Annotated in this window: 16 protein-coding genes; 8 read left to right on the plus strand and 8 right to left on the minus strand. The window is 65.7% G+C overall.

The annotated features are described in order from the left end of the window. Positions 1 to 146: 146 nt before the first annotated feature. The 3 genes from QM672_RS24855 (at position 147) to QM672_RS24865 (ending at position 2,174) form a co-directional block, all read left to right on the plus strand. Positions 147 to 635 (plus strand): DUF417 family protein, encoded by a 489-nt coding sequence (locus QM672_RS24855; RefSeq protein WP_415085834.1) that lies wholly within the window; start codon positions 147 to 149, stop codon positions 633 to 635. A gap of 208 nt (positions 636 to 843) precedes the next feature. Further along, positions 844 to 1,296 carry a carboxymuconolactone decarboxylase family protein gene (locus QM672_RS24860; RefSeq protein ID WP_415085814.1) on the plus strand — a complete coding sequence of 151 codons (453 nt, stop codon included), beginning with the start codon at positions 844 to 846 and terminating at the stop codon, positions 1,294 to 1,296. Further along, complete coding sequence (locus QM672_RS24865) at positions 1,296 to 2,174, plus strand: sigma-70 family RNA polymerase sigma factor (protein ID WP_415085816.1); 879 nt, start codon at positions 1,296 to 1,298, stop codon at positions 2,172 to 2,174. Before QM672_RS24860 ends, QM672_RS24865 begins: the two co-directional genes overlap by 1 nt. Positions 2,175 to 2,240: 66 nt before the next feature. On the opposite strand, the gene QM672_RS24870 is transcribed toward QM672_RS24865, so the two are convergent. Further along, the gene (locus QM672_RS24870; RefSeq protein WP_415085818.1) at positions 2,241 to 3,308 is read right to left on the minus strand and encodes an aldo/keto reductase; all 1,068 of its coding nucleotides are present in this window, start codon (positions 3,306 to 3,308) and stop codon (positions 2,241 to 2,243) included. Between the two features lie 101 nt (positions 3,309 to 3,409). On the opposite strand from QM672_RS24870, the gene QM672_RS24875 reads away from it, so the two are divergent. Then, positions 3,410 to 4,321 (plus strand): LysR family transcriptional regulator, encoded by a 912-nt coding sequence (locus tag QM672_RS24875; protein WP_415085820.1) that lies wholly within the window; start codon positions 3,410 to 3,412, stop codon positions 4,319 to 4,321. A 165-nt stretch (positions 4,322 to 4,486) separates the two neighbouring features. On the opposite strand, the gene QM672_RS24880 is transcribed toward QM672_RS24875, so the two are convergent. The 6 genes from QM672_RS24880 to QM672_RS24905 all read right to left on the minus strand — a co-directional run bounded on the left by QM672_RS24880 (position 4,487) and on the right by QM672_RS24905 (position 8,369). Further along, positions 4,487 to 4,927: an acetyltransferase gene (locus tag QM672_RS24880; RefSeq protein WP_415085822.1), complete on the minus strand. Its 441-nt coding sequence runs from the start codon at positions 4,925 to 4,927 to the stop codon at positions 4,487 to 4,489. A gap of 26 nt (positions 4,928 to 4,953) precedes the next feature. Then, positions 4,954 to 5,562 (minus strand): HAD family hydrolase, encoded by a 609-nt coding sequence (locus QM672_RS24885; protein ID WP_311934156.1) that lies wholly within the window; start codon positions 5,560 to 5,562, stop codon positions 4,954 to 4,956. Between the two features lie 22 nt (positions 5,563 to 5,584). Next, complete coding sequence (locus QM672_RS24890) at positions 5,585 to 6,004, minus strand: EVE domain-containing protein (RefSeq protein ID WP_311934155.1); 420 nt, start codon at positions 6,002 to 6,004, stop codon at positions 5,585 to 5,587. A gap of 21 nt (positions 6,005 to 6,025) precedes the next feature. Beyond that, positions 6,026 to 6,316 carry a YciI family protein gene (locus QM672_RS24895; protein WP_105860858.1) on the minus strand — a complete coding sequence of 97 codons (291 nt, stop codon included), beginning with the start codon at positions 6,314 to 6,316 and terminating at the stop codon, positions 6,026 to 6,028. A gap of 90 nt (positions 6,317 to 6,406) precedes the next feature. Continuing rightward, complete coding sequence (locus QM672_RS24900; protein ID WP_367623603.1) at positions 6,407 to 6,955, minus strand: cytochrome b/b6 domain-containing protein; 549 nt, start codon at positions 6,953 to 6,955, stop codon at positions 6,407 to 6,409. Positions 6,956 to 6,965: 10 nt separating this feature from the next. Beyond that, complete coding sequence (locus QM672_RS24905) at positions 6,966 to 8,369, minus strand: helix-turn-helix domain-containing protein (protein WP_367623602.1); 1,404 nt, start codon at positions 8,367 to 8,369, stop codon at positions 6,966 to 6,968. Positions 8,370 to 8,672: 303 nt separating this feature from the next. On the opposite strand from QM672_RS24905, the gene QM672_RS24910 reads away from it, so the two are divergent. From QM672_RS24910 to scpA, 3 genes are read left to right on the plus strand one after another with little or no spacing between them, the layout of a single operon-like run. Beyond that, positions 8,673 to 10,205, plus strand: coding sequence for an acyl-CoA carboxylase subunit beta (locus tag QM672_RS24910; RefSeq protein WP_415085825.1), 1,533 nt, complete (start codon positions 8,673 to 8,675; stop codon positions 10,203 to 10,205). A gap of 26 nt (positions 10,206 to 10,231) precedes the next feature. Beyond that, positions 10,232 to 12,235: an acetyl-CoA carboxylase biotin carboxylase subunit gene (locus QM672_RS24915; protein WP_367623895.1), complete on the plus strand. Its 2,004-nt coding sequence runs from the start codon at positions 10,232 to 10,234 to the stop codon at positions 12,233 to 12,235. 23 nt (positions 12,236 to 12,258) lie between these two features. Next, on the plus strand, positions 12,259 to 14,421 hold the full coding sequence (gene scpA, locus QM672_RS24920) for a methylmalonyl-CoA mutase (protein ID WP_415085827.1): 2,163 nt from the start codon (positions 12,259 to 12,261) through the stop codon (positions 14,419 to 14,421). 143 nt (positions 14,422 to 14,564) lie between these two features. Here the strand turns inward: scpA and QM672_RS24925 are convergent, their stop codons facing one another. Further along, positions 14,565 to 15,452 (minus strand): bifunctional 5,10-methylenetetrahydrofolate dehydrogenase/5,10-methenyltetrahydrofolate cyclohydrolase, encoded by an 888-nt coding sequence (locus QM672_RS24925; protein ID WP_311934149.1) that lies wholly within the window; start codon positions 15,450 to 15,452, stop codon positions 14,565 to 14,567. A gap of 510 nt (positions 15,453 to 15,962) precedes the next feature. Here QM672_RS24925 and QM672_RS24930 point away from each other — a divergent pair. Further along, on the plus strand, positions 15,963 to 19,268 hold the full coding sequence (locus QM672_RS24930; protein WP_415085829.1) for a GH36-type glycosyl hydrolase domain-containing protein: 3,306 nt from the start codon (positions 15,963 to 15,965) through the stop codon (positions 19,266 to 19,268). The last annotated feature ends 107 nt before the right edge of the window (positions 19,269 to 19,375 follow it).

Genomic DNA, 19,375 nt, shown 5'->3' on the forward strand with positions numbered 1-19,375 from the left:
AAGCGCGGACCGCCCATACATGTCATTGTGAGCCGCCAAACACCGGATCAACGTAACGCCGGTTCTTTCCCAACGTAGTGGTTGCGAGGAACGCGCATCAGCGCGCCTTCGAAATCACTATGCCAAAAAGGAAAGAAGTGACCCACATGAATACAGTCTTCCACATCTCGGAAAACGGAAGCGGCTCCTATCGTTTTCTGGCGATTCTCCGCTGGGTCATGGTGATAATCTTCGTGTCGTTCGGCATGCAGAAATTCACATTGCAGTCGGCCCAGGGCATTGCCCAATTCATTACCAACAGCCCCTTCATCTCATGGTTGTCGCTGCTCGGCCTGCGGGGTGAAGCGTATTTCCTCGGTGTTGCCGAGTTCGCCATTGCGGCGCTGCTTGCGGCAGGGGCGTTCAGCCCGATCCTGTCGGCTGCCGGTTCGCTGATGGGCATCGTCACCTTCGCGATCACCTGGTCGTTCTTCTTCACCACACCCGGGGTGGTGCAATGGAGCCTGTCGAGCGATCCGATGGCCTGGAATCTGACCGGGGAGTTCCTGTTCAAGGACATCGTCCTGCTTTGTGTCTGCGTTGTCCTGTTCCTGGCCTCCTTGCCACGGTCTCTTGCAGGCTCGCGAGCAGGCTGAAACCCTTTCCGGGAGGGCCTGTCGGCAGCCGGGCTAAATAAACTTTTTAAAACAAATAGTTATGGCAGGCTGAAATCCACCCGGATCGCAGTTTGCGCTCGCATCGAGGCGCCTATTCCAGAATCTGGCTCAAAAAATTTCGCCTCCATGTCACAGCGGCGGAGGCCGGCTCGTCATGTCCGTGCAAACCGATCAAGAGGACATGATCATGAAAGCCAGACTGAACCCCTTCGCCGCCTCGCCCGCCATCATGAAGCAGTGGCTCGATTTTTCGACCGGCATCGATGGCCTCGAGGTGAGCCTGATGGAACTGGTCAAGATGCGCGCTTCCCAGATCAATGGCTGCGGCTTCTGCCTGCATATGCACGCCCTCGATGCGCGCAAGCTTGGCGAGAGCGAGGAACGGCTCTATCTGCTCGACGCCTGGCGCGAATCGCCGCTCTATAACGAGCGCGAACGCGCAGCCCTGGCCTGGACGGAAGCCCTCACTTTGGTCGCCGACAAGCGCGCGCCCGACGATGTCTATGAGCAGGTGAAGGCGCAGTTCACCGAGGAGGAACAGGTGAAGCTCACTTTGCTGATCGTCGCCATCAATGGCTGGAACCGGGTCAATGTCGGCTTCAATGCCGTGCATTCGGTGCGCGCGAAAGCGGCGGCCTGATGGCGGGCGCTCTCCAGAGCGATGCGGCCGCAAGCTTCGACCCCTTGCGGCCGCGCCTGATCCGTATCGCCTATCGCATGCTGGGATCGGTCGCCGATGCCGAGGACGTGGTGCAGGATGCCTTCCTGCGCTGGCTCGACGCGGATCGCAGCGAGGTGCGCGTGCCCTTGGCCTTCCTCACCCGTACCGTCACCCGGCTCTGCCTCGACGTGCTCAAATCGGCCCGGCGCCAGCGCGAGACCTATATCGGTCCCTGGCTGCCCGAGCCGGTGATCGAGGAGGGTGGTGACGAGGTCGAGGACGTCACCCTGCCCCTGCTGCTGGCGCTCGAGCGGCTCTCCCCGCTGGAACGCGCCGCCTTCCTGCTTCACGACGTCTTTGGCGTTTCTTTCGACGAGATCGCCGAGACGATCGGACGCGATGCCGCCGCCTGCCGCCAGCTCGCCAGCCGGGCACGCACCCATGTTCGTGCCTCCAGGCCGCGTTTCGACATGCCGAAGGAGCGGGGCCTGGAGATCGCCCACGCCTTCTTCGCGGCCTCGCGCAGCGGCGACATGACGGCGCTCCAGGCTTTGCTGGCCGCCGATGTCGCCGTGCATTCCGACGGTGGTGGCAAGAAGCCGGCCGCGATGAAGCCGATCTTCGGCATCGAGGACGTGATGAAGCTGCAGGCGGGCCTGGCGCATTACTTCGCCGAGACCATGTCGAAGCTGGTGCGCTTCACCTATATCAACGGCCTGCCGGGCTTCATCACCATCGAACGCGACGACACGCTGCAGACCACCGCCCTCGACATCCGCGATGGCCGGATCGTCGGCATCTACGTCACCCGCAATCCCGACAAGCTCAAACATATCGAGGAGGCGACCCTGCATTGAAGGGAAGGCGGCAGCAAGCTTGGTTTGAGGGGCGGCGCGACCTTTTCTATTGAAAAATAGTCCTTTTCACCCCCGCGTCGGGATCTTCAGCCCGCCAAACATCACATTGCGTGTCAGCGGACGATTGAGGAAGTCGTGCGGGAAGCCGAGTTCGATGGCGCTGGCCGCCTCCAGCCGGCTGCGCTGCTCGTCCGAGAACGTCACCTCGAGCGCACCAAGATTGTCCTCGAGCTGGGCCAGGGTGCGCGCGCCGACGAGGGGCGAGGCGACCGCCGGATTGGTCAGGGTCCAGGCCAGGGCCACCTGCGAGGGCGTATGCCCGGTCTCGCCGGCAACCGCCTTGACCACGTCGGCGATATCGAGACCGCGTACGGTGAGCGCCCCATTGCCGAGCGCGACGTTGCGGCGGGTGCCGGAAGCTTCGGCCGAGCCGCCGCTGTCGTCGAGATCGGCCCGGCTGTATTTGCCGGCGAGCACGCCGCTGGCCAGCGGCGACCAGGGAATGACGCCGAGGCCCAGATCGCGGGCCATCGGCACCAGCTCACGCTCGATCGTGCGCTCGATCAGATTGTATTCGACCTGCAGGGCGATCAGCGGCGCCCAGCCGCGGAGATCGGCGATGGTCTGCATGCGGGCGATCTGCCAGGCCGGAGCATCCGAAATGCCGGCATAGACGATCTTGCCCGAGCGCACGAGGTCGTCGAGGCCGCGCAATACTTCCTCCACCGGCGTGGTGAAGTCCCAGGCGTGCAGATAGAGCAGGTCGATATAATCGGTGCGGAGCCGCTTCAGACTGTCCTCGACCGAACGCACCATGCTCCTTCGGTGGTTGCCGCCGGAATTGGGATCGCCCGGGCGGGAGGGCAGCGTGTATTTGGTGGCGATCACCAGCCGGTCGCGGCGGTCGGCGGCGAAGGTGCCGACGAAGCGCTCGGACGTACCGTTGGTATATTGGTTGGCGGTGTCGATGAAATTGCCGCCGCGATCGACATAGGTATCGAAGATGCGGCGGGCTTCCGCCTCATCGGCACCCCAGCCCCAATCCGTGCCGAAGGTCATCGTGCCCAGCGACAGCGGGGATATTCTGAGGCCCGAGCGGCCGAGCAGGCGGTAGTCATCCAAAGCGAGCGTCATGGGGGTCATCCTCCGTTGCGACGTTGCCGGCAAGATGCTCCCTGGAGACTGCTTCGTTAATGCTATAGAATACGCATAGCTTATGAAGAAGGGCGTATAGAATGCGAGGCAGCGAACATGTGGAACTGCGGGCTTTCGTCGCCGTGGTCGAGCATGGCAGCTTCGCGCGAGCGGCCGCTCATCTCGGGCTTTCCCCCTCCGCCCTGAGCCAGACCATCCGTTTGCTAGAGGAGAGGCTCGGCGTTCGCCTCCTCAACCGCACCACCCGCAGCGTGGCACCGAGCCAGGCCGGCGAGCGCTTCCTCGCCCGGTTGCGCCCGGCGCTGTCTGATCTCGACGCCGCCGTCGCCGACGTCAGGAGCCTGCGCGACAGCCCTGCCGGCCTCCTGCGCATCAACGCCACCCGCATCGCCGCCATCCATGTCATCGGGCCGCTGATCGGCCCTTTCCTCGACGCCTATCCCGACATCACGCTGGATCTCGTCAGCGAGGACCGGCTAATCGACATCGTGGCCAATCGCTTCGATGCCGGCGTGCGGCTCGGCGAGATGGTGGAAAAGGACATGATCGCCGTGCGGCTCGGGGGCGAACTCCGGCTGATGGCCGTGGCCGCCCCGGCCTATCTCGCCCGCCACGGCACACCCGTGACCCCGCACGACCTCGCCCGGCACCGCTGCATCAATTTCCGCTGGCCGACCGATCTCAGCCTCTATCATTGGGAGTTCGAGCGTGAAGGCCGCCCCCTCGAAGCCGCCGTCGAAGGTCCCCTGATCGTCAACGAACCGGAGGTCGCCTGCCTGGCGGCGCTCGCCGGCGTCGGCATCGCCTATCTGTTCGAGCACCAGATCCGCGCCGGGCTCGACTCCGGCCGGCTCGTCCATGTCCTGGCTGACTGGTCGCCGCCCTTTCCGGGCTTCCACCTCTATTATCCCAGCCGCCGCCAGATGGCCCCGCCGCTGCGGGCCTTCCTCGACTTCGTTGCGGCGAAGCAGGGCAAGGGTCCGAAAAACTGAGGATCATCCGTCAACAAACGAACCGAATTGGCTCGGCCTTTGTCACTGCCGGGCTCGACCCGGCAATCCAGTTCCTGCTCTCAGATGTCGAAGGCAAGGCCCCTGGATGCCCGGGTCAAGCCCGGGCATGACAAAGGTGGTGCTTCCGTTATTTCCGGACGATGCCTAATCCAGGCGCATATGCAGCAGCGGATAGGGGCGTCCGTCGCCATCGAGCGGGGAGCGGCCCGTCTCGATGAAGCCGAGGTGGCGGTAGAAGCCGACGGCCTGCGTGTTCTGCTCGTTGACGTCGACGCTCAACGAGCCCTCGCCTTGCTCCTTGGCATGGCGAACCAGCAAGGTGCCGATACCCTGGCCGCGGCTGTCGGGGTCGATGAACAGCGAATCGATATGGCGATCCGATATGCCCATGAAGGCGAGCAGCCGGTCGTCGCCATCGGCGGCAACATGCAGGGGCGCGGCCGGCAGATAATCATTGGCGACTAGCTTCTCGATCGCCTCGAAATCACCGGGCAGCAGGAAATCATGGGTCGCCCTCACCGACCTGCGCCAGATCTCAAGCAGGAAGGGCACGTCCGCCGGGCGGGAGGTGCGAAGAGTAATCATGACAAGCAAGTCCAATAAAGTGACGTTCACGCCGGCAGGATGGCGAGCAGGCGGCGGAGATCCGTGATGGTGATGGCCTCCCGCCCCGCCGGCCCGACGCCGCGGCGATCGAGATGCAGCGCCTGCAGTCCGGCCCGCGTTGCGCCTTGATAGTCGCTTCGCCAGCTATCGCCAACCATCAGGATTTCCTGCGGCTCACAGTCCAGCTGCCGGCATAGCGCCCGGTAGAAAGGGGCGTCGGGCTTGGCTGCACCGATCTCGAAGGATAGGCAAGCAACGTCCAGCAGGTCGCCATAGCAAGCCCGGATCGGGGTCTCGTAGGGCAAAGCAAGGTTGGAAGCGACAGCGACACGATAGCCGGCGCGATGCAGGGCGGTCAGCACATCCCGACCTTCTTCGAAGGGGCGAATGGACTTCAGCTCCGCTGCAAGATCAGACTGCCATTGCGCATTGAGCACAAGGCCGCAACGATCGGCGAAGGCGATCAGATCAAGCTCCTGGGTGATGGGCGAGACGAGGGGATTAATCGTTCTCGCCCGAGCAACGCGCTCGTACGGGCGACGCTTATCGGTGATCTCCACCAGCGTGCCATAGGCGTCGAAGGCAACAGCTCGGATGACATGAGAGTCGATCATCGGGCCGCCCCGTCCACCGAATTCAGCCCTTGTAGCCGCCCATCGCACAGACGAGCTGCCATTCTTCGTCCGTCACGGGCTGCACGGAGAGGCGCGACAGCTTCACCAGCGCCATGTTGGCGAGCCTCGGCTCGGCCTTGACGTCGGCCAAGGTCACCGGCTTGGGGAAGGGCGCCACCGCCTTGAAGTCGACCAGCACCCAGGGCTGGCCGGGCGTGGCCGGGTCCGGATAGTGCTCGCGTGCCACTTCGGCGACGCCGACGACGGCCTTGCCCTCGTTGGAATGGTAGAAGAAGGCCTTGTCGCCCTTCTTCATCGCCATGAGATTGAGCTTGGCGGCATGGTTGCGCACGCCGTCCCAGGGCGTGCCCTTGGCGCCGGCGGCGACCTGCTGGTCCCAGCTCCATACTTCCGGTTCGGACTTGATCAGCCAATGGGCCATGATGGTCTGCTCCTGCCCGGATCAGAGGCCGGCCGGGGGCTTGATGCCCCAGCGCCAGCGGCGGATGCTGGTGGAGGCGAACAGGCCGGCCTTGGCATAGGGATCGTTCTCGGCAAAGGTCCGGGCCTCGGCCTCGCTGGGGAAATCAACGATGAGGAGCGAGCCTACCATCTTCTCCTCGGCATCCAGGAAGGGGCCGGCGCCGAGAATATGGGCGTCCTGCGTCTTCAGATAATCGAGATGCGCCGGGCGCGTCGCCTGCCTGAGTTCGAGACCATTGGGAATGTCTTCGCATTGGATGACGAATAGCATGGCGGCGCCTTTCCTGATGTTTTCAATCCCCGCGTAGCGATTTCGCGAGAGGATGTCGAGAGACAAGCCGGGCCCGCTTCCCGCACACGTCTATGGCCTGCGATCGGCAGCGCCACGGTTGCGCCCATGCAGCATGCCGCCGAGGGTGCCGTCACGCAGCACGACCGCGTGGAACAAGACCGCCAGCACATGGACGACGACGAGGGCGACGAGCGCCCAGGTCAGCTGGGCATGCAGACTCAGCATCGTGCGCGGTGACACGCCCTCCAGCCCCGTCAGTACGGGCATGGGCAGCAGGTCGAAGGCGAGCGGCGGCGGCATGAACGGCGCCGGGCGATAGCCGAGCCAGCCCGTGAGCGGCACGAGCAGGAGCAAGGCATAGAGACCGGCGTGAGCGAGACCCGCCACGATCGCGGCAAGCGGAGAGCGAACGTGGCGCGGCGCATGGTCGAACAGCCGGGAGACGAGCCGAAGCGGGGTCAGCGCCAGGAGGACCAGGCCGAGCGAGAGATGGGCCGTCAGCCAGGCATTGCCCGCCATGGCCATGCCGCCGAGCAGGAAGAGGCCGATGATCCATTGCGCGGTGATCGCGATCGCCGTGATCCAGTGAAACAGCCGGGCTCTCGGGCTCCACCCCATCGCAGCCAGCCTAGACGATGCGATAGGGCACGATTTCGCGCCGGTCATGATTCACCGCCAGATGCGCCTTCAGGGGCGGCACGGCGCGCTGGTGGCAGTGCTGGCGCTCGCAGATGCGGCAGGAGATGCCGATCGGATCGAAACCCGCCTGGTTGGAAAGATCGAGACCGTCGGCATAGACGAAGTCCCGGGCATAGGCGATCTCGCAGCCGAGCGTGATGGCATAGCGACGCTGGGCCGCGTTGAAGCCGCCGCCGCCCTTGGCGATCTCGGTGGCGACGCTGAGATAGCGCTCGCCGTCCGGCGTCTCGGCGAGCTGGCGGATGATGCGGCCCGGCGCCTCGAAGGCCTGGTGCACGTTCCAGAGCGGGCAGGCGGAACCGAAGCGGGCGAATTGCAGCTTGGCCGCGCTGTGGCGCTTGGTGATGTTGCCGGCCCGGTCGATGCGCGCGAAGAACACCGGCACGCCCTTGAAGCCCGGCCGCTGCAGGGTGGAGAGGCGATGGGCCACCTGCTCGAGGCTGGCGCCGAAACGCGCCGCGAGGAGTTCGAGGTCGTGGCGCAACTCCCGGGCCGCAGCGAGAAAAGCCCGGTAGGGCAGGGTCAGCGCGCCGGCGAAATAATTGGTGAGGCCGATGCGGGCGATCTCCACTGCCTCGGCGCTGCGCCAGTCGGCTCCGGCCAGGATGGACGCAATCTCGGCTTCCGCTTCCAAGGCGGCGATCTGGAAAGCGAGCTGGAAATGACGGGTGGCGGCAGGGGAATAGGGATGCAGGCGCAGCACCCGCGCCTCCTTGTCGAAGCCGCGGATGATGCCTTCCTCGGCCGGCGCCTGCATCACCCTGACCCGGTGGCGGCTTTCGAGATGAGCGGTGAAGGCGGCGCCGGGCTCGCGGCGGGGCAGCCCCAGGCGCTCGGCCAGGGCTTCGGCGGCGGTGTCGAGCTCATGCACGTAATTGTCGAGGAAGTGGAAGAAATCGCGCACTTCCTCATAGGGCGTCGGCTCGGACAGGCCGCCCGCCAACCGTCCGTCCAGGCTCGCCAATTGCTCGGAATTGCGCCTGTAGGCCTGGTGCGCGGTGATCAGGGCATGGGCAAAGCCCGGCGCGTTCTGGGTGACCAGCTTCAATTCCTGCAGGCTCGGCGCCAAAGCGTCGAAGAGCGGATCGGCCAGGGCCTCGTTCAGGGCCGAGAGCAGGCGGTCGCCGTCACTCTGGGCGATGGTGGCGATATCGATGTCGAAACGCTCGGCCAGCGCCAGCAGCACCGCGGCCGAGAGGGGGCGCTGGTTGTTCTCCATCTGGTTGAGATAGGAGGTGGAGATGCCGAGCCGCTGAGCGAACGCCGCCTGGGTGGCGTGGGCGGCCTCGCGGATGGCCCTGAGGCGGGCGCCGATGAAGAGTTTGCCGGCCATATTCGCAATTTCGCAATTTGCAATCCAATTTAGCATAAATCATGCATTCGCACTCTTTCAAGCAAGAACAAAGAGCGCAGAAAAGCTAATGGTTCCTCCCGTGAAGGATCGAATTGCCTAGACGCTTGTCATTGCCGGGCTTGACCCGGCAATCCAACCCCTTTCGAGACAATGAAACGGGAGCCGCTGGATGCCCGGGTCAAGCCCGGGCATGACAAGGACAGCGTTTCATGCCTCCGTGGGCCGTGCTGGGCAGCGAGAGATGTCGATCCAGGCAATGTCGAACCGTGTGGAGCAAGCCCGATGCGCGCCGTCCTCGAACAGTTGGAAAGCCGCCGCGAGGAGGCGAGGCTCGGCGGCGGCCTCAGGCGCATCGAAGCCCAGCATGCCAAGGGCAAACTGACAGCCCGGGAACGCCTGGAAGTCCTGCTCGACGAGGGCTCCTTCGAGGAGTTCGACATGTATGTCACCCATCGTGCCGTGGATTTCGGCATGGCGAACCAGAAGGTCGCCGGCGATGGCGTGGTCACCGGCTGGGGCACGATCAACGGACGCCTCGTCTATGTGTTCAGCCAGGATTTCACCGTGCTCGGCGGCTCGCTGTCCGAGACCCATGCCCAGAAGATCTGCAAGATCATGGACATGGCCCTGCGCAACGGCGCGCCGGTGATCGGCCTCAACGATTCGGGCGGCGCCCGCATCCAGGAAGGCGTCGCTTCGCTGGCCGGCTATGCCGATGTGTTCAAGCGCAATGTCGAGGCCTCCGGCGTGGTGCCGCAGATCTCGGTGATCATGGGCCCCTGTGCCGGCGGCGCGGTCTATTCACCGGCGATGACCGACTTCATCTTCATGGTGCGCGACACTTCCTACATGTTCGTCACCGGCCCCGACGTGGTGAAGACCGTCACCAACGAGGTGGTCAGCGCCGAGGAACTCGGCGGCGCCCGCACCCATACCCAGAAATCCTCGGTGGCGGACGGCGCCTTCGACAATGACGTCGAGGCGCTGGAGGAGATCCGGCGCCTGTTCGACTTCCTGCCGCTCAACAACCGCGACAAGCCGCCGGTGCGGCCCTTCCACGACGACCCGTCGCGGCTGGAGATGCGCCTGGACACTTTGGTGCCCGACAGCTCCACTAGGCCCTACGACATGAAGGAGCTGATCCTGGCCGTCGCCGACGAGGGCGATTTCTTCGAGGTGGGCGAAGCCTTCGCCCGCAACCTCGTCACCGGTTTCATCCGCATCGAGGGCCAGACCGTCGGCGTGGTCGCCAACCAGCCTTTGGTGCTGGCCGGTTGCCTCGACATCGATTCCTCGCGCAAGGGCGCGCGCTTCGTGCGCTTCTGCGACGCCTTCTCCATCCCGATCCTGACTTTGGTCGACGTGCCCGGCTTCCTGCCGGGCACCGGCCAGGAATATGGCGGAGTGATCAAGCACGGCGCCAAGCTGCTCTTCGCCTATTCCCAAGCCACCGTGCCGATGGTGACGCTGATCACGCGCAAGGCCTATGGCGGCGCCTATGACGTCATGGCGTCCAAGCATATCGGCGCCGACGTCAACTATGCCTGGCCCACGGCCGAGATCGCCGTGATGGGCGCCAAGGGCGCGGCCGAGATCCTGCATCGGGCCGAGCTCGGCGATGCCGCCAAGATCGCCGAGCGCGCCCGGGACTACGAGGCCCGCTTCGCCAATCCCTTCATCGCGGCCGAGCGCGGCTTCATCGACGAGGTGATCCTGCCGCACACCTCGCGCAAGCGCATCGCCCGCGCCTTCGCCGCCCTGCGCCGCAAAACGGTGGAGACGCGCTGGCGCAAGCACGACACCATGCCGCTGTGAGGATCGACACCGTGACCACGCCCGTTTTGTTCAAGAAGATCCTCATCGCCAATCGCGGCGAGATCGCCTGCCGCGTCATCCGCAGTGCGCGCAAGCTCGGCATCGCCACCGTCGCCGTCTATTCCGACGCCGACCACGATGCCGTGCATGTGCGCGAGGCCGACGAGGCCGTGCGCATCGGCCCGTCGGCTTCGGCGCAGTCCTATCTCAAGATCGACGCCATACTCGCTGCGATCCGTGAGACGGGTGCCGATGCGGTGCATCCGGGTTATGGCTTCCTGTCGGAGAACGCCGCCTTCGCCAACGCGCTCGCCGAGGAGGGCGTCGCCTTCATCGGCCCGCCGCCCAAGGCGATCGAGGCGATGGGCGACAAGATCACCTCCAAGAAGCTCGCAGCCGAAGCCGGCGTGTCGACGGTTCCAGGCCATATGGGCCTGATCGAGGACGCGTCCGAGGCCGCCCGTATCGCCGCCGAGATCGGCTATCCCGTGATGATCAAGGCCTCCGCCGGCGGCGGCGGCAAGGGCATGCGCATCGCCTGGAACGACGCCGAGGCCCGCGAAGGTTTCCGCGCCTCGCGCTCGGAGGCCAAGTCCTCCTTCGGCGACGACCGCATCTTCGTCGAGAAATTCGTCACCGAGCCGCGCCATATCGAGATCCAGGTGCTGGGCGACCAGCATGGCAATCTGATCTATCTGGGCGAGCGCGAATGCTCGATCCAGCGCCGCAACCAGAAGGTCATCGAGGAAGCGCCCTCCTCCTTCCTCGACGAGACGACAAGGCGCGCCATGGGCGAGCAGGCCGTGGCCCTCTCCCGCGCCGTCGGCTACCACTCCGCCGGCACGGTGGAGTTCATCGTCGACAAGGACCGCAATTTCTACTTCCTGGAGATGAACACCCGCCTGCAGGTCGAGCATCCGGTGACCGAACTGGTCACCGGCCTCGATCTGGTGGAGGCGATGATCCGCGTCGCCGCCGGCGAGCGCCTGCCCCTCAGCCAGGACGAGGTCCGCCTCACCGGCTGGGCCATGGAGGCGCGCGTCTATGCCGAGGACCCCTATCGCAACTTCCTGCCTTCGATCGGACGCCTGAGCCGCTATCGCCCGCCCGCCGAAGGACCGGATGGCGAGGGCGGCCTGGTGCGGGTCGATGCCGGCGTGCAGGAAGGTGGCGAGATCTCGATCCATTACGATCCGATGATCGCCAAGCTGTGCGCCTATGCCCCGACCCGCCTGGAGGCGATCGATGCCCTCGCCCGTGCCCTCGACCAGTTCGAGCTGGAGGGCATCGGCCATAACCTGCCTTTCCTCGCGGCCCTGGCCGATCATGAGCGTTTCCGCGCCGGAAGGCTGACCACCGCCTTCATCGCCGAGGAATATGAGGGGGGCTTTACCGGCGTCGAGCCTGGAGACGCCGACCTGCCGCGCTTGGCAGCCGTGGCCGCGGTGATCAGCCATATCCGCCAGCACCGCGACAGCGCCATCACCGGCGCCATGGACAATCACCGGCGCGCCATCGGCCGCGACTTCGTCGCCACTCTGGCAGGCCGGGCCCTGCCCTTCACCATCGATGCGGTCGACGGCGGCTATCATGTCGTCTTCGAAGGCGGCCTGTTGCTGGCCGTCACCAGCCGCTGGACGCCCGGCCAGGCGCTCGGCCAGTTCAGCGTCGGTGGCGAGGCCATGGCGGTGAAGGTCGGCATCACCGCCGGCGGGCTGCGCCTGCGCTGGCATGGCCGCGACGTCCTGGTGCAGGTGCGCAGTCCCCGCGTCGCCGAGCTTGCCCGCCTGATGCGCGAGAAAATTCCGCCCGATACCTCCAAGCTGCTGCTCTGCCCGATGCCAGGCGTGGTCGCGGCCATCACCGTCAGCGAAGGCGAAGCGGTGGAAGCGGGCCAGGCGCTCGCCACCATCGAGGCGATGAAGATGGAGAACGTGTTGCGCGCCGAGAAGGCCGGCACGATCAGCCGCATCGCCGTGGCCGAAGGCGCCAGTCTCGCCGTCGACGAACTCATCCTCGAATTCGAATGAGGCCAGCCATGTCAGGATCCGCCATGTCTGCACCGACTTCCACAGCCGACACCGCGCTCGAAGATTGGCGCGCACTCGCCAGGAAGGAGGTCAAGGCCGATCCCGACAGCCTGACCTGGCAGACCCCGGAGGGCATCGCGGTCAAGCCGCTCTATACCGAGGCCGATCTCGCCGGCGTCGGCCATCTCGGTTCCCTGCCGGGACAGCAGCCTTACCTGCGCGGCCCGCGCGCAACCATGTATGCCGGCCGGCCCTGGACCATCCGCCAATATGCCGGCTTCTCCACGGCAGAGGCCTCCAACGCCTTCTACCGCAAGGCGCTCGCCGCCGGGCAGAAGGGTCTCTCCGTCGCCTTCGACCTCGCCACCCATCGCGGCTATGATTCCGACCATCCGCGCGTGGAGGGCGATGTCGGCAAGGCCGGCGTCGCCATCGACAGCGTCGAGGACATGAAGATCCTGTTCGACGCCATCCCACTCGAGGAGATGTCGGTCTCCATGACCATGAACGGGGCGGTACTGCCGGTGCTGGCCTTCTTCATCGTGGCCGGCGAGGAACAGGGCGTATCGCGCGCGAAACTATCGGGCACGATTCAAAACGACATCCTCAAGGAATTCATCACCCGCAACACCTATATCTACCCGCCCGCCGCCTCGATGCGCATCGTCGCCGACATCATCACCTATACCGCCAAGGAGATGCCGCGCTTCAACTCGATCTCGATTTCCGGCTACCACATGCAGGAGGCGGGAGCGACTTTGGTGCAGGAGCTCGCCTTCACCCTGGCCGATGGCCGCGACTATGTGCGGGCGGCGCTGGCCAAGGGGCTCGACGTCGACGCCTTCGCCGGGCGGCTCTCCTTCTTCTTCGCCATCGGCATGAATTTCTTCATGGAGGTGGCCAAGCTACGCGCGGCCCGGCTGCTGTGGTCGCGTATCATGACCGAGTTCGGCCCCAAGGATCCGCAATCGCTGATGCTGCGCACCCATTGCCAGACCTCGGGCGTCTCGCTGGCCGAGCGCGATCCCTACAACAACATCGTGCGCACCGCCTATGAGGCGATGGCGGCGGCCCTCGGCGGCACGCAATCGCTGCACACCAATTCCTTCGACGAGGCGATCGCGCTGCCGACGGAATTCTCGGCCCGCATCGCCCGCAACACCCAGCTCATCCTGCAGCACGAGACCGGCGTGACCAAGGTGGTCGATCCCCTGGCCGGTTCCTATTATCTCGAAAGCCTCACCCATGATCTGGCCAGCCAGGCCTGGGCGCTGATCGAGGAGGTCGAGGCGATGGGCGGCATGACGGCGGCGGTGGCGGCCGGCCTGCCCAAGCGCCTGATCGAGGAGGCCGCAACCAAGCGGCAGGCGGCCGTCGACCGCGGCGACGAGGTGGTGGTCGGCGTCAACCGCTACCAGCTCGAGGACGAGCCCGCGATCGACAGCCTCGACATCGACAATCATGCCGTGCGCGCCGCGCAGATTCGGCGCCTGGCGGATGTCCGGCGCCGGCGCGACCCGCAGGCGCTGGCCAAGGCCCTTGCCGTCCTCACCGAGGTGGCCCGTTCAGGCACCGGCAATCTCCTGGAGGCGGCCGTCGAAGCGGCTCGCCACCGCGCCACGGTGGGCGAGATTTCCGACGCGCTCAGGGCCGAATTCGGCGACCACAGCGCCCGTCCCAAGGTGGTGGCGGACATTTATCGCCCTGCTTTCGGCGAAGGGCCGGAAGTGGAAATCCTTGCCGGCCGCATCGCCAATTTCACGGCACAACGCGGGGCCAAGCCGCGCATCCTGGTGGCCAAGCTTGGCCAGGACGGCCATGACCGCGGCGCCCGGGTGGTCGCCTCGGCCTTCACCGACATGGGTTTCGAGGTGGTCGCCGGCCCGCTGTTCCAGACCCCGGACGAGGCTGTCGACCTGGCCCTGGCCGAGAAGGTCGACGTCGTCGGCGTCTCCTCGCTCGCGGCCGGCCACAAGACGCTGCTGCCCCAGCTGATCGAAAAGCTGAAGGCGCGCGGCCGGGCCGATATCGCCGTGGTCTGCGGCGGCGTCATTCCACGCCAGGACTATGATTTCCTGCGCGAGGCCGGGGTCTCGGCCGTGTTCGGCCCGGGCACGCCGGTGCTCGACGCGGCGCGCACCGTGCTCGATCTGCTGGAGGGGCGGCTGAGCAATGAGCTTCGATAAGCCTTCTCCCCTTGCGGGAGAAGGTGCCCCGAAGGGGCGGATGAGGGGAGAAACACGACCACTGCAGGGATGCGCTAACACCCCTCATCCGTCCTCGCTGTGCTCGGCCACCTTCTCCCGCAAGGGGAGAAGGTTTTTGGCGCTTACCCCTTCACTCTGGCTTCCGCCGCCACGATGGTGTTGTGCAGCAGGCAGGCGACGGTCATCTTGCCGACGCCGCCGGGAACCGGGGTGATGTGGGAGGCCTTGCCCATGGCTTCCTTGGTGGCGACGTCGCCGACGATGCGGCCCTTGCCATCCTCGGTGGGCACGCGGTTGATGCCGACATCGATGACCACGGCGCCATCCTTGATCCAGTCGCCCTTGACCATTTCGGGCCGGCCGACGGCGGCGACCAGGATATCGGCCTCGCGGCAGACGGCGGGCAGGTCCTTGGTGCGCGAATGGGCTGTCGTCACCGTGCAATCATAGGCGAGCAGGAGCGCACCCATCGGCTTGCCGACGATGTTGGAGCGGCCGACGACCACGGCCTTCTTGCCGGAAAGCCCTTCCTTGCCCACGGTGTCGAGCAGCATCAGCAGCGAGCCGAGCGGGGTGCAGGGGATCAGCATCGCTTCCGGGTCGATCCTGGACGCGGTGAAGAGCTTGCCGACATTCATCGGATGGAAGCCGTCGACATCCTTGGCCGGATGGATGGCATCGATCATCATCTGGCCGTCGAGATGGTCGGGCAGCGGCAGCTGCACCAGGATGCCGTCGACGCCCTCATCGGCGTTGAGGCCCGCGATCACGCCGAGCAGCTCTTCCTTGGAAACGGTTTCGGGCAATTCGATCAGACGGCCGTCGATCGCCGTCTCATGCGCCATCTTGGCCTTGGTGTTCACATAGGCCCGGCTCGCCGGATTGTTGCCGACGATCACCACGTCGAGGCGCGGCTTGCGGCCATGGGCGGCGGCAAAGGCCTCCGCGCGTACCTTGGTGCGGGCGCGGACATTGGCCGCATGGACGTTGCCGTCGATCAATTCGGTCATGGCGAGCTTTCGATGGTTTACGGACAGTGGAATTTCTTTCTTCAGAATAAATTATAGCGCAGCCACGTCTTGTGCAACAAGCCTATCTCGTCCTGTTCTGTCTTGTTTTTCCCTCAGATGCGCGGCCAGCTCGGGGGCAAGATGCGGACGGGACGTCCAGGCGGGAGGATAGGGGTTGGGCGAGATGACCGGACGCCGAAAAGGCTCAACACTTGCGCCCCCTCGCCCCGTTTACGGGGAGAGGATAGAGGTGAGGGGCTACGCAATGCCTTCAATTTACGAGGTCGAGCTGCCCCTCATCCTTACCTTCTCCCCGTAAGAACGGGGCGAAGGGGTGACCAGCGTCGCGTTCCCGGCCCCGAGCGTGCACCCTGTGTAGTTGGAATGTGTCACTCCGGAATCGTTGACAGGACCCGCTTTTGCCTCCCGAGTAGCGTCCTGACAAGGTCGACCGATGGCGCTGCGATTCGCAGGTGTCTGCATCGGCCGGCCAGCTTGAGGAGACAGGCCATGGCGGATGGCAGCACGCGCCAATTTTCGATCCCGCGCGAAAAGGACCTCCAGCTCAGGACCATTCGAAACAGCGGCGGCCTCAGCGTCTCCTTCGTGGAGAACGGCACGGTCTTCGCCATCGAGCATGACGACGGCAAGGACCGGGTCACGCTCAACCAAGTGCTGGGATCGCCCGTCCATGGTGGCATCGGCCGGCTCTATCTGCGCGCCGGCGGCCCAAATCCCTTCGTCCAGGAACTGGTCGGCCCCGGTGCCAAGGGCCGGTTCGCGGCGTCTGGCTCCAGCGCGGTCTGGCAAAGCGAGGCCGGCGGCATCGCCTATCGGGTAAGGCTCGCACTCCATCCCAGCGAGGCGCTCTGGTTCTGGCAGGTCGAACTGTCGGGCTCGGGGCCGGCCCAGCCCTGCGACCTCGTCCTCATCCAGGATGTCGGCCTCGGCAGCCGCGGCTTCCTGATGAACAGCGAGGCCTATGTCTCGCAATATCTCGACCACCATGTCGAGCATCACGAAACCCTCGGCCCGGTGCTGATGAGCCGGCAGAACCTGTCGCAGGGCGGCAAATTCCCCTGGCTGGTGCAGGGCTGCGTCAGCGGCGCGAAGGCCTTCGCCACCGACGCGATCCAGGTCCTGGGGCCGGATTACCGCGTCACCGGCGCGTTCGCCGCCGCCTTCAGCACCGACCTGCCTTCGCAGCGCCGCCAGCACGAGGTCGGTTGCATCGCCCTGCAGTCCAATCCCGTCAGTGTCGGGCAGGGTGCGAAGGCCGATATCACCTTCTTCGCGTCGTTCACGCCCGATCATCGCGCCGCTTCCGGCCCGACCGACCTGCCCGCGGCTATCGCCGCGGCCGCCCAGGCCGGGGAAGTCGGCACGGATGCCCCCTCGCCAACCGAGCCCGCCCGCAGCCTCGTGCAGGACGCCGCCCCGCTGGCCGTGCTCCCGCTCGAAGCCGGAGACGTCGCGGCCCGCTACCCCGAGCGCCTGGCGGAGGAAGTCCAGAACGGCACATTGCTGTCCTTCTTCGTGCCGGAGGGCGAGCAGAATCGGCATGTCGTGCTCGCTGCCAAGGAAGCCCAGGTGCCGCGCCGCCATGGCGCCCTCCTGCGCAGCGGCACCAGCATGCGGCTCGACGATGCAACCCTGTGCTCCACCGCCTGGATGCATGGCGTGTTCGGGGCGCAGCTCACCATCGGCAACACCTCCTTCCACAAGCTGTTCTCGGTCTCGCGCGATCCCTACAACATCACGCGCGGCAGCGGCCTGCGCATCCTGATGGACACGGGCGAGGGCTGGAAACTGCTGGCCGTGCCGAGCGCCTTCGACATCGGGCTCAACGACGCCAAATGGATCTATCGCCTGCCCGGGCGCACCGTCACCGTGCATGCCATTGCCGCCGGCGACGCACCCGCCATGCAATGGCGTGTCACCGTCGAAGGGGCGCCCTGTCGTTTCCTGGTGTTCGGCCATGTGGTGATGGGCGAGCGCGACTATGAGCAGACCGGCACCATCAGCGTCGATGCCAGGGACAAGCGCATCAACCTGTCGCCCGGCTCGGACTGGCTGTGGGGGCAGACTTACAGGCAAGCGGCCTATCACCTCGTCACCTCGACGCCATCTGCGGTCGAGACCGTGGGCGGTGACGAGCTCCTCTATGTCGACGGCAAGGCGCGCGACGGCGCCTATGTCGCCCTGCGCTCCCACGCCACCAACGAACTCGTCTTCGCCGTCACCGGCTCGATGACATCGACCGCCGAGGGAGAACAGCTGGCTGCGCGCTTTGCCGCCGGCCCGGATGCCGAGAGCCTGCTCGCCCCGGCGCGCCAATTCTGGAGCCTGCTCACCCGCGACCTGCGCCTGAAAGGCAGCGGCCCCGATGTCGAGGCCCAGGATCTGATGCTGCCCTGGCTCGCCCATGACGCCATGATGCATCTCACCGTGCCGCACGGCCTGGAGCAATATACCGGCGCCGCCTGGGGCACCCGCGACGTCTGCCAGGGCCCGATCGAGCTGATGCTCGCCCTCGAGCACGATGCCGAGGTGCGCCACATTCTCCTCACCCTCTTCGGCGAACAGTCGCAGAGCCGGGGGGACTGGCCGCAATGGTTCATGCTCGACCCCTATCCCTATATCCGGGCCGGCGACAGCCATGGCGACGTCATCGTCTGGCCGCTGAAGGCGCTGTGCGACTATGTCGAGGCCACCGGCGACCTCGCCGTGCTGGAGGCGCAGGCGCCCTGGCGCGACGACAAGAATGCAGCGACCGCGACGCGGTCGACGCTCGCTGCCCATGTCGACAAGCTTCTGGAGACGGTTACGGCGAGCTTCATCCCCGGCACGCACCTGGTGCGCTATGGCGAGGGCGACTGGAACGATTCGCTCCAGCCCGCCGATCCGCATCTGCGCGACTGGATGGTGTCGAGCTGGACGGTGGCACTGCTCTACGAGCAGATCGTGCGCTATTCTGCCATCCTCAAGCGCCGCGGCGAGACGGCCCGCAGCACCGAGCTTTCCGACCTCGCCGCCCGGATGCGCGGCGATTTCAACCAGCACCTGATCCGCGACGGCGTGGTGGCCGGCTATGGCCTGTTCGATCCCGAGATCTTCGGTGCGGCGGAGGCGGCTCCCGGCGAGACCGACACAGCCCCGGTCGATGCGAAGCAGGGCGGCGTCGAACTGCTGCTGCATCCCAGCGACACCAGGACGGGCCTGTCCTATTCGCTGATCTCGATGACGCAGCCCATCATCGGCGGCCTGTTCACGCACGACCAGGCCCGCCACCACCTCAAGCTGATCGAGGAACATCTGTTGCTGCCGGACGGCGCCCATCTGATGGATCGGCCCGTCGTCTACAATGGCGGCCCGGAAAAGCTGTTCCGCCGCGCCGAATCCTCGTCCTTCTTCGGGCGCGAGATCGGCCTGATGTATGTGCACGCCCATCTGCGCTATTGCGAGGCCCTGGCCAAGCATGGCGAGGCGAAGAAGGTCTGGGATGGCCTGGCCTTGATCAACCCGATCGCGGTGACGCAGCGCCTGCCCAATGCCTCGCGGCGCCAGCGCAACACCTATTTCTCTTCCTCCGACGCCGCCTTCCCCGACCGCTATGTCGCCAGCGCCGAATGGGGCCGGGTCAGGGCCGGGACCGTCGATGTCGACGGCGGCTGGCGCATCTATTCGAGCGGCCCGGGCCTCTATACCCGCGCCATCGTCGAGCAGGTCCTCGGCAAGCGCCGGCGTTTCGGCGTGAGGGAAGAGAACCCGCTGACCGTAGCGGCGCTGGAGGGCAGCCGGTCGGATCTGGGATGATCCTGGGATCGCCGGCTTCTAGAGCAAAGCGCGTTCAAGTGTGAACGCTTGTTTGCTCTAACTCTTTGGTTCGACGCGTCTTTGCGATTCTTGGTGATTCCACCAAA

The organism is Labrys sp. (in: a-proteobacteria) (genome assembly GCF_047605565.1).
Classification (GTDB): domain Bacteria; phylum Pseudomonadota; class Alphaproteobacteria; order Rhizobiales; family Labraceae; genus Labrys; species Labrys neptuniae.